This is a genomic window from Microbacterium sp., from assembly GCF_049661145.1.
GTDB lineage: Bacteria > Actinomycetota > Actinomycetes > Actinomycetales > Microbacteriaceae > Microbacterium.
Map to the genome: position 1 here is coordinate 1 of NZ_JBASZT010000130.1, position 9,750 is coordinate 9,750.

11 protein-coding genes and 1 tRNA gene are annotated in these 9,750 nt (G+C 69.2%); 5 read left to right on the forward strand and 7 right to left on the reverse strand.

The window, feature by feature from the left end; genetic code table 11:
- Positions 1-83: 83 nt before the first annotated feature.
- Genes ilvD through WBP48_RS05790 form a run of 3 tightly spaced genes read right to left on the reverse strand, consistent with a single transcriptional unit; the run spans position 84 to position 4,033 of the window.
- A complete protein-coding gene (gene ilvD, locus WBP48_RS05780) occupies positions 84-1,790 on the reverse strand; it encodes a dihydroxy-acid dehydratase (RefSeq protein WP_424437434.1) in 1,707 nt (568 codons plus the stop codon).
- Between the two features lie 9 nt (positions 1,791-1,799).
- Positions 1,800-2,618: a trehalose-phosphatase gene (otsB, locus tag WBP48_RS05785; protein WP_424437437.1), complete on the reverse strand. Its 819-nt coding sequence runs from the start codon at positions 2,616-2,618 to the stop codon at positions 1,800-1,802.
- Entirely contained in the window at positions 2,615-4,033 is a 1,419-nt protein-coding gene (locus WBP48_RS05790; protein ID WP_424437440.1) for an alpha,alpha-trehalose-phosphate synthase (UDP-forming), read from the reverse strand. The genes otsB and WBP48_RS05790 overlap by 4 nt, the downstream gene beginning before the upstream one ends.
- A 43-nt stretch (positions 4,034-4,076) precedes the next feature.
- Between WBP48_RS05790 and WBP48_RS05795 the strand changes: the two genes are divergently transcribed.
- The gene (locus tag WBP48_RS05795) at positions 4,077-4,331 is read left to right on the forward strand and encodes a hypothetical protein (RefSeq protein ID WP_424437443.1); all 255 of its coding nucleotides are present in this window, start codon (positions 4,077-4,079) and stop codon (positions 4,329-4,331) included.
- Positions 4,332-4,340: 9 nt separating this feature from the next.
- Here the strand turns inward: WBP48_RS05795 and WBP48_RS05800 are convergent, their stop codons facing one another.
- Genes WBP48_RS05800 through WBP48_RS05810 form a run of 3 tightly spaced genes read right to left on the reverse strand, consistent with a single transcriptional unit; the run spans position 4,341 to position 6,235 of the window.
- Positions 4,341-4,754 carry a type II toxin-antitoxin system VapC family toxin gene (locus tag WBP48_RS05800; protein WP_424437467.1) on the reverse strand — a complete coding sequence of 138 codons (414 nt, stop codon included), beginning with the start codon at positions 4,752-4,754 and terminating at the stop codon, positions 4,341-4,343.
- 2 nt (positions 4,755-4,756) lie between these two features.
- Positions 4,757-5,002 (reverse strand): AbrB/MazE/SpoVT family DNA-binding domain-containing protein, encoded by a 246-nt coding sequence (locus tag WBP48_RS05805; protein ID WP_424437450.1) that lies wholly within the window; start codon positions 5,000-5,002, stop codon positions 4,757-4,759.
- Positions 5,003-5,050: 48 nt separating this feature from the next.
- The gene (locus tag WBP48_RS05810) at positions 5,051-6,235 is read right to left on the reverse strand and encodes an acetyl-CoA C-acetyltransferase (protein ID WP_424437453.1); all 1,185 of its coding nucleotides are present in this window, start codon (positions 6,233-6,235) and stop codon (positions 5,051-5,053) included.
- Positions 6,236-6,317: 82 nt separating this feature from the next.
- Here WBP48_RS05810 and WBP48_RS05815 point away from each other — a divergent pair, with 82 nt between their 5' ends.
- Genes WBP48_RS05815 through WBP48_RS05825 form a run of 3 tightly spaced genes read left to right on the forward strand, consistent with a single transcriptional unit; the run spans position 6,318 to position 8,538 of the window.
- Positions 6,318-6,749 (forward strand): MarR family winged helix-turn-helix transcriptional regulator, encoded by a 432-nt coding sequence (locus WBP48_RS05815; protein WP_424437456.1) that lies wholly within the window; start codon positions 6,318-6,320, stop codon positions 6,747-6,749.
- The gene (locus tag WBP48_RS05820) at positions 6,746-7,999 is read left to right on the forward strand and encodes an MFS transporter (RefSeq protein ID WP_424437459.1); all 1,254 of its coding nucleotides are present in this window, start codon (positions 6,746-6,748) and stop codon (positions 7,997-7,999) included. Before WBP48_RS05815 ends, WBP48_RS05820 begins: the two co-directional genes overlap by 4 nt.
- A 47-nt stretch (positions 8,000-8,046) precedes the next feature.
- Positions 8,047-8,538: a DUF805 domain-containing protein gene (locus WBP48_RS05825; protein WP_424437462.1), complete on the forward strand. Its 492-nt coding sequence runs from the start codon at positions 8,047-8,049 to the stop codon at positions 8,536-8,538.
- 62 nt (positions 8,539-8,600) lie between these two features.
- Here the strand turns inward: WBP48_RS05825 and WBP48_RS05830 are convergent.
- Positions 8,601-8,676, reverse strand: a tRNA-Lys gene (locus WBP48_RS05830).
- 104 nt (positions 8,677-8,780) lie between these two features.
- Here WBP48_RS05830 and WBP48_RS05835 point away from each other — a divergent pair.
- Positions 8,781-9,638 (forward strand): inositol monophosphatase family protein, encoded by an 858-nt coding sequence (locus WBP48_RS05835; protein WP_424437465.1) that lies wholly within the window; start codon positions 8,781-8,783, stop codon positions 9,636-9,638.
- Positions 9,639-9,750 lie beyond the last annotated feature (112 nt).

Below are 9,750 nucleotides of genomic sequence, written 5' to 3' on the forward strand. Positions count from 1 at the left end.
GCCGCGGCACGGCCGCGGCGGTGTCGAGAGACATGCGGATACCTCTTGGATTTCGGGGAGGGCGCTCTCCCGTCAGTGGGAGCTCAGCCCGTCGTGGCGCCCTGGGCAGCAGAACGCACGAGCTTGGAGTACTTGGCCAGGACGCCACGGGTATAGCGCGGGGGAAGCGGCTCCCAGCCGTTGCGGCGGGAGTTCAGCTCTGCCTCATCGACGAGTAGGTCGAGAGTGCGAGCCGCGATATCGACCCGTATCAGATCACCATCGCGCACGAAGGCGATGGGACCTGCGTCCACCGCTTCGGGTGCTATGTGGCCGATGCACAGGCCGGTTGTGCCGCCCGAGAATCTGCCGTCCGTCAAGAGTAGTACATCTTTCCCGAGCCCCGCGCCCTTGATGGCGGCGGTGATGGCGAGCATCTCCCGCATGCCGGGGCCGCCCTTCGGACCCTCGTAGCGGATCACCAGCACGCTGCCGGGCTCGATGGAACCGTCCGCGACGGCATCCATCGCCGCACGCTCGCGCTCGAACACGCGCGCGGGACCTTCGAACACGGTGGCGTCGAAGCCTGCCGTCTTCACGACGGCGCCGTCGGGTGCGAGCGACCCGTGCAGGATCGTGAGACCACCGGTGGCATGGATGGGGTCGTCGAAGGTGTGGATGACGGTGCCATCGATCGGGTCCGGGTCGAGCTCGGCGAGGTTCTCGGCGACCGTCTTGCCGGTGACCGTCAGCGCATCGCCGTGCAGGAACCCCTCGTCGAGCATCGCCTTCATGATGACGGGGATGCCGCCGTGGCGATCGACGTCGTTCATGACGTACTTTCCGAACGGCTTCATGTCGGCCACGTGGGGCACCCTGTCGCCGATGCGGTTGAAGTCGTGCAGACTCAGTTCGACGTCTGCTTCGCGCGCGATCGCGAGCAGGTGCAGCACGACGTTGGTCGAGCCGCCGAGCGCCATCGCGAGGGCGATCGCGTTCTCGAACGCCTCTTTCGTGAGGATGTCGCGGGTCGTGATCCCCTGGCGCAACAGGTTCACGACGGCCTCGCCGGAGCGGTGCGCGAAGTAGTCGCGGCGGCGGTCCGCTGATGGCGGCGCGGCGGAGCCCGGCAGGCTCAGCCCCAGCGCTTCGGCGACCGAGGCCATCGTATTCGCGGTGTACATGCCGCCGCAGGCGCCTTCGCCCGGCGCGATCGCGCACTCGATGCGCTTGAGGTCGGCCTCGCTCATCTTTCCGGCGAGGCACGCCCCGACCGCTTCGAAGGAGTCGATGATCGTGACGTCCTTCTCGGTCCCGTCGGAGAGCTTGACCCAGCCGGGCGCGATCGACCCGGCGTAGAGAAAGACGCTCGACAGGTCCAGGCGCGCGGAGGCCATCAGCATGCCCGGAATGGACTTGTCGCACCCGGCCAGCAGGACCGTGCCGTCGAGGCGCTCGGCCATGACGACGGTCTCGACGGAGTCGGCGATGACCTCGCGCGAGACGAGCGAGAAGTGCATGCCCTCGTGGCCCATCGAGATGCCGTCCGAGACCGAGATCGTGCCGAACTGCAGCGGGTATCCGCCGCCGGCGTGCACGCCCTCCTTCGCACCCTGCGCGAGCCGGTCGAGGCTCAGATTGCAGGGCGTGATCTCGTTCCAGCTCGACGCGATGCCGATCTGCGGCTTGTCCCAGTCCTCGTCGCCCATGCCGACGGCGCGCAGCATGCCGCGTGACGTCGTCGCCTCGATGCCGTCGGTCACGACCCGGCTGCGCGGCTTGATGTCGATGGTGGTGGAGCTTTCAGGCATTCTCGAAGTCTATTCCCGACAGGCGGTGCGCTCGCGCGCCAGACGCACAAGCATGGCCGCCAGTTCTGGGATGCCGTCCACACGCACGGATGCCGACGTCTCCCCCGTTCCGACGCGCACGCCCACGTCTCCCGGTCCGAGCGAGCGCAGTGCGTCTTCGTCGGTGACGTCGTCGCCGGCGAAGAGCACTGCCGTCGCAGCGGTGCGCTCGCGCAGCCACGCGACGGCGGTGTCCTTGCCCTCGTCGCGGAAGGCGTACTCGACGATGTCGTGGCCGGTACGGCGACGCCACTCCGGCGCCTGCGCCGCCATGAGCGCGTCGACGCGCTCGTGCAGCCCGGCGCGGTCGGCCGACACCACGGTGCGCGAGGGCACGGCGAACCCGAAGGTCTTCGGCTCGATCCACGCCCCCGGGATGCCGGCGGCGATCGCCTCGGCCGCCGTGCGCAACCGGTCGCGTTCGGCGCGCTCGGTGAGGGTGCTGTCGCCGGCATCCGTCGCGTCGGCATCCGCCTCGTTAGTGCGCATCGCCTCGGGGATCCAGTGCTCGGCACCGTGGGAGCCGGCCAGCAGGATGGTCGAGTCGTCGCCGTGCTCCGCGATGATCCGCAGGTCCGGCAGGCTTCGCCCCGACACGAACGCGACCGTCGTCGCAGGGGCCGCGACGAGCGCGTCGACGGCGACGCGGGCGTCGGGCGCCATGCGCGCGCGCATGGGTTCGTCCACGAGCGGCGACAGCGTGCCGTCGAAGTCGAGCGCGACCAGCAGCCGGTCGGTGGCTGAAAGGAGGGCGATGGCCTCGTCGATCGTCACCGCTCCCTCCGTCACCGGTCGCTCCGCACGGCGTCGAGGTCGGCGAGGAAACGCTTCGACCAGCCTGCGACATCGTGATCGCGGACGCGGCGTCGCAGGGCCCTCATGCGACGTGTCTGCTCAGCGGGCGTCATCTGTACGGCCGCGATGATCGCCTCCTTGAGGCCCTGGATGTCGTGCGGGTTGACTTTGATCGCCTGCGCCAGCTCGTCGGCGGCGCCCGTGAACTCGCTCAGCACGAGCGCGCCGCGGCCGTCGATGCGGCTGGCGACATATTCCTTCGCTACGAGGTTCATGCCGTCGCGCAGCGCCGTCACGAGCATCACGTCGGCAGCCAGGTACAGCGCGATCATCTCTTCCCGCGGGTAGGAATGGTGCAGGTAGCGGATGGCGGTGTGGCCCACGGTGTCATGGTCGCCGTTGATCCGCCCGACCGTCAGCTCGATCTCGTCACGCAGCTGCATGTACGCCGCGACGCGCTCGCGGCTTGGGCTCGCGACCTGAACAAGGGTGACGTCCGCGACATCGAGGCGGTGCTCGGCGAGGAGCTCGCCATACGCCTTGAGGCGGTGCATGATGCCCTTCGTGTAGTCGAGCCGATCGACGCCGAACAGCACCGTGCGCGGGTTTCCCAGGCTCTCGCGGATCTCCACCGCACGCGCCTGGACGTCAGGGCGGCGGGCGATCTCGTCGAACAGCGCGGCGTCGATCGAGATGGGGTAGGCCTTCGCGACCGCGATGCGGACGCGACCATCGGCGGCCGGCACGCGGATCGCACCGGCCTTCGTGTCGAAGCCGAGTTGCCGCCGCACGGCGCGGGCGAAGTTGCCCGCGTCGGCGACGCGCTGAAACCCGATGACGTCGGCACCGAGTAGCCCGTCCAGCACCTGGCGCCGCCACGGCAGCTGCGAATACAGTCCATATGCCGGAAATGGAATGTGATGGAAGTACCCGATCACGAGGTCGGGTCGGAGGTCCCGCAGCATCTTCGGCACGAGCTGCAGCTGGTAGTCGTGCACCCACACGGTTGCGCCCTCGCGGGCGACGGATGCCGCCGCTCGCGCGAACCGCTCGTTGACGCGGACGTAGGCGTCCCACCACACCCGGTGATAGGCCGGTGGCGAGATGACGTCGTGATACAGCGGCCAGATCGTGTCGTTGGAGAACCCCTCGTAGTACAGCTCGACGTCGTCATCCGTCAGCATCACCGGGACGAGCGACATGCCGTCGAACTCGAAAGGGTCGAGCTCGAGGCCGGCCGTCCCCGGCCAGCCGACCCAGGCGCCGCCCGTGGTCTGCAATACCGGTTCGAGGGCCGCCACAAGGCCACCGGGCGAGCGACGCCAACCCCCCTCGGCGTCCTCGGAATGATCGACGGGAAGGCGATTCGACACGACGATGACATCGGCCTCGGCTCTGGTGTCGCTCACGCGGCTCCTCTCGGCAGGCGTGGTTCCAGGCTAACGTGGACCCATGCGCAAGTACCTTTTCGGGACCGGGATCATCTCCGCTGTGACCAGCGGACTGGCGCTGCTGCGGGGGGCCCGCGGCGACGTCCCGTTCACCTGGCGCCAGGCGCTCGCGTGGATCAGCTGGGGCATCACCTTCGCCCTCGCGATCGGCGCCATCGTCGACACCCGCCGCGCCTCGCACGGGCGCACGGTCGCGATCGACTCCCCCGTCAAGAGCAAGGAGCAGAAGCTCCAGAAGGACCGGCTCGAGCGCTGACGTCCGGCCCTACCCTTCGGTCGAATCTCTCTCGGTCGAATCTCTCCCGTTCGAATCCCGGCGCGGCCGAATCTGTCGAATCCGGCCCTCGTCGCCCCACGCCGCATCCGCCGTCAGCGCGGGCGCGTCGAGGCGTTCGCCGAGCGCGAGGCACAACCTGTCAGCGAGAGAGAGGCCCGAACCCCGGCGCCACAAGAGCGCGGCGCACTCACCGTCTTCACGTGTCACAGGTTCGACGGTCAACTCGTAGCTCTCCAGCAGCGCAGCCGAGAGAGCCCAGTCACCACGACCACGCACCTTCTGTGCCACTTCAGACAGGTTCGCCGCACCGATGACGGCACCGGCGAGCAGTGCCTTCTCCACGTGCTCTGCGCCCGGCTCGTCCTGAAGGAACGCAAGAACGGCGGACGCGTCCAGGACCATCGTCACGCAGCACCCTCGACCGCCGCCGCGCGGCGGCGCTCGGCGATCAGGTCATCGACCAGAGAAGCGCCAGAGAGCTGGTCCCGGATGACGCGCTTCGCCTGCTCTCGCGTCATCAACAGCACGCCACGTTCCGTCTCGATGAACAGAAGGGGCATCCCCTGCTCCCAGTTCTGCCGCTCACGCAACGGCGCCGGGACCACGAGCCGGCCGCGATCGCCCAGACTTGCGGAGTAAGTGGTACTCATGTCGGAAAGATACCACTACTGTTCACGTTGTGGTATGCAACCGCGGGATCACCGGGCGAGGATGAGCGCTTCCCCCTGACCTCCGCCGCCGCACAGGCCTACGGCCGCCGTCCCGGACCCGCGCCGCGTGAGCTCGTGCACCGCGTGCACGACGAGCCGCGCGCCGGAGGCGCCGATCGGGTGACCGATCGCGATACCGCCGCCGTGGACGTTGACGACGTCAGTCGACAGGCCGAGCTCGGCCTGCGAGCGCGCCACGACGGCGCCGAACGCCTCGTTGATCTCGACGAGATCCAGGTCGGATGCCGTCAGGTGCTGCCTGCGCAGGGCCTGCTCGATGGCGCGAGCCGGCTGGGCGTGCAGCGAGTTGTCCGGGCCGGCGACTTGACCTGCGGCGCCGACCGCCGCCAGCACCGGCCAGCCCTGCGCATCGGCATGAGCGCGGGTGGTCACGACGACCGCGGCCGCGCCGTCGGAGATCTGCGAGGCGTTGCCCGCCGTGATCGTGCCATCTTTCGTGAACGCCGGACGCAGGCCTGCGAGCGTCTCGACTGTCGTGTCGGGGCGCACGCCTTCGTCGATCGTGACGACGATCGGAGCACCTCGGCGCTGCGGTACCGTCACCGCGACGATCTCGGCGTCGAACACACCTGCGACCTGCGCTGCCGCCGCCCGCTGGTGCGAGAGGGCGGCGACGCGGTCCTGCACCTCACGGGTGATCCCGTACGCGGGGTTCAGCCGATCGGTCGAGGCCCCCATCGACTCTTTGTCGTAGACGTCCGTGAGTCCGTCGAAGGCCAGGTGATCGAGGACCTCGACGGAACCGTACGACCAGCCCTCGCGCGATCCCATGAGCAGGTGCGGCGCTCGGCTCATCGACTCCATGCCGCCCGCGACGACGACCGTCGCATCTCCCGACGCGATCATGCGCTTCGCGTCGATGATCGCCGTGAGTCCCGACAGGCACACCTTGTTGACGGCCGAAGCGGGCACGTCCCAGCCGAGACCGCCCGCCAGCGCCGCCTGCCGCGCCGGGTTCTGCCCAGAACCCGCGGGCAGCACCTGGCCCAGGATGACGGCATCAACGGCATCCGCTGGGATCGATGCCTTCGCGAGGGCACCAGCGATCGCGAAACCACCCAGTTGCGGCGCCCTGAACGACGCGAGCTTGCCCTTCATCCGGCCCTGCGGGGTGCGCGCGGCGGCCACGATAACGATGTCGTCGTTACTCATGCTGTCCATCATCGCCTGGTGCCCGGCGCGCCGGGCGTAACGCCGGGCACCGCAATATATACCAGCCGTATATAATCAAGGTATGCAACATGCCGACGACATCCTCCGCCTCCTCGTGGGCGCGCACGCGCTCACGCGCGTCGCGTCTCTCGAGACCCGAAGCGAAGCCCCTGCCGCGCAGTGGCGTACCCTCGTGCTGCTGCGGGATCACGGTCCGCAGCGCATCGGCGACCTCGCCGCGCTCAGCCGCGTAACGCAGCCCGGGATGACCCGGCTGGTGGCACACATGACGGATGCCGGCCTCGTCGCGCGCGGAACCGATGAGAGCGATTCACGGGCCACCGTGGTCTCGGCGACGCCCGCGGGCCTCGATGCGCTCGCCGAGTGGATGCGAGTGCTCAGCGCAGCACTCGCACCGCGCTTCAGCGACCTCGATGAGGACGAGTGGGACACGATCCGCCGCGCCGCGGACCTCATCGCCACACGCACACGCGCGACGGAGCTCGCCCGATGAGCGGCACGGATTCGACCGCGAAGACCGCGAAGACCGCGAAGGTCAGCGTCTGGCGTCAGCCGGCACAGGTCTGGGCGGTCGCCTTCGCCTGCGTCATCGCGTTCATGGGGATCGGCCTGGTCGATCCGATCCTGCCGGCCATCGCCGAGTCGCTCGATGCGACGCCCGTCGAGACCGAGCTGCTGTTCACGAGCTACCTCGTCGTCACCGGGATCGCGATGCTCTTCACGAGCTGGATCTCCTCTCGCATCGGCACGAAGGTGACACTGCTGGCCGGTCTCGGACTGATCGTGGTGTTCGCGCTGCTATGCGCGCTGTCGGGGAGCGTGGATGCCGTGATCGGCTTCCGCGCCGGCTGGGGACTCGGTAACGCTCTCTTCATCTCCACCGCCCTCGCGACGATCGTCGGTGCCGCATCGGGTGGCTCGTCGGCGGCGATCATCCTCTACGAGGCGGCGCTCGGGCTCGGCATCGCGATCGGGCCGCTGCTCGGCGGCATCCTGGGCGAGATCTCGTGGCGCGGTCCGTTCTTCGGCGTCGTCGCCCTCATGGCGGTCGCTTTCATCGCCGTCCTCGTGATGCTGCGCAGCGCGGACCAGAAGCCCGAGCCCGTAAAGCTCTCGTCGCCGTTCCGGGCGCTGCGTCAGCCCGCCCTCGCGGTGCTCGCGATCTCCGCCCTCTTCTACAACATCGGGTTCTTCGTGCTGCTGGCCTTCTCGCCGTTTCCGCTCGGGTTCGGCGCGATGGGCATCGGCCTGACCTTCTTCGGCTGGGGCGTCGCGCTGGCGATCACGAGCGTGTGGATCGCGCCGATCCTGCTGCGCCGGCTCCCCCGCAGCACCGCGATGCTCCTCGTGCTGCCGCTGCTGGCGATCGACCTGATCGTCGCCGGGCTGGTGGTGAACTCCGCCCCCGGGCTCGTCGCGTGCATCATCGTGGGCGGCCTGCTGCTCGGCCTCATGAACACGGTCCTCACCGAGTCGGTCATGGAGGCGACGGATCTCCCCCGCTCGGTCGCGTCGTCGGCCTACTCGGCGGTGCGCTTCCTCGGCGGCGCCGCTGCCCCGCCGATCGCCGCCGTGCTCTGGCACGCGTGGGGCGCGTCCGTCCCGTTCTACTTCGCGGCGGCGTCCGTGCTCATCGCGGCCGGGGCCATCCTCATCGGCCGCGGCGCGCTGGCCCGCATCGACGGCCACCGCGCGGATGCCGAGGAGATCGGCCTCGCCGTCCTCGCGGGCGACGCGGCGTAGCCGGGTAGCGGCGCGGCAGCCGCAGTCGCAACCCCTAGGCTGGCGGCGTGACCACGTCCATCGACGCCGCACCCATCGAGGGGGCCTCGCTGCCTCGTGCGATGGAGCGGTTCTGCACGCACGCCTTCCGTCTGCGGGGGCGGGCCAGTCGAAGCGAGTATTGGTGGTGGATGCTCACCAACCTCGTCGTGCTCGCCGTCACGCAGTTGGCGCTGCCGGCACTGATCGAGGGCCGCACTCCCCAGCCGACGCTGTACCTCGGGCCATTCGGGTCGTGGCTGTTCGCACCCATCCAGGTGTTCACGACCCAACCGACCGACGCCCCGAGCTCGGCGCTCGCCGCGTTCTTCCTGATCTTCGCTGGTATCTGGATGCTGGTGACCGCGGTGCCCGGGTTCACCGTCGCGGTGCGGCGGCTGCACGACTCCAACCTCTCGGGATGGTGGGCCCTTCTCGTGCTCGTGCCGCTCGGACCGTTCATCCTGTTGTTGCTCGCGCTGCGCGGCTCTCGTCCTGAGGGCACTCGGTTCGACGGGTAGCGCCCACCACGAGAGGGCCCCCGATTCCATACGAAAGTAGGAATCGGGGGCCCTCTCCTGCCTGGTGCACCCCCTGGGACTCGAACCCAGAACCCACTGATTAAGAGTCAGTTGCTCTGCCGATTGAGCTAGAGGTGCAGGCGATCCGGCGCGGACGAACAACGGCGAACCGAGGGTCAACGTTACCATCCCGATGCCGTTCCCCGCCAATCCGCTGAGCCGCGCGCCGTATCCTTGACGATGTGACTTCCCGCGCCGCAACCTCGTCTGGTGGTAGCGGCGAGGGCGCGCCTGTCGCCGGCGATCTCTCCGACGATCTGCGGCTCGCCCTGAGGCTCGCCGATGCGGCGGATGCTGTCACGATGTCGCGATTCGACGCCGTCGACCTCGACGTGCATCTCAAGGCCGACGCCTCGCACGTGACAGAGGCGGACCTTGCGACAGAGCGCACACTTCGCGGCATCCTCGCGCAGGAGCGTCCGGCCGACGGCATCCTCGGCGAGGAGTACGGCACCTCCGGCGACGCGGCCCGGCAATGGATCATCGACCCGATCGACGGCACGGCGAACTACCTCAGAGGCATCCCGATGTGGACCACCCTCATCGCGCTTGCGATCGACGGTGTGCCGCACGTCGGCGTCGCGAGCCAGCCCTCGCTCGGGCGCCGCTGGTGGGCAGCGACGGGCCTCGGGGCGTGGACGAATATGCCGGGGGGCGAGCCGCGCCGGCTCGCGGTGTCGACCGTGAGCGCCCTCGCCGAGGCCAGCATCAGCTTCCAGTCGATCGCGCAGTGGGACGAGGTAGGCCGCAGCGACGACGTGCTGCGCCTGAGCCGCGCAGTATGGCGCGACCGAGGCTACGGCGATACGTGGCCGTACATGCTCCTCGCCGAAGGGCGGCTCGAGTTCGTCGCTGAGTTCGACGTGAAGGAGTACGACATCGCCGCCCTCGTCCCGATCGTGCGAGAGGCCGGAGGACGGTTCACCGACATCGACGGCACCGACTCGATCTCATCCCGTTCGTCACTGGCGACCAACGGCAGGCTGCACGACGACTTCCTCGCCCTGCTCAGCCCGCCTCGACGAACCGAGATGCCATGACGACCCGCCGCCGCCTGCCCCTGGCTACCGCCCTTGCCGCCGCCGTGCTGCTCCCGGCGCTCCTGACGGGATGCGGTGGCTCCGCGGCGGAGCCGCCGCCCACCGGCAACGG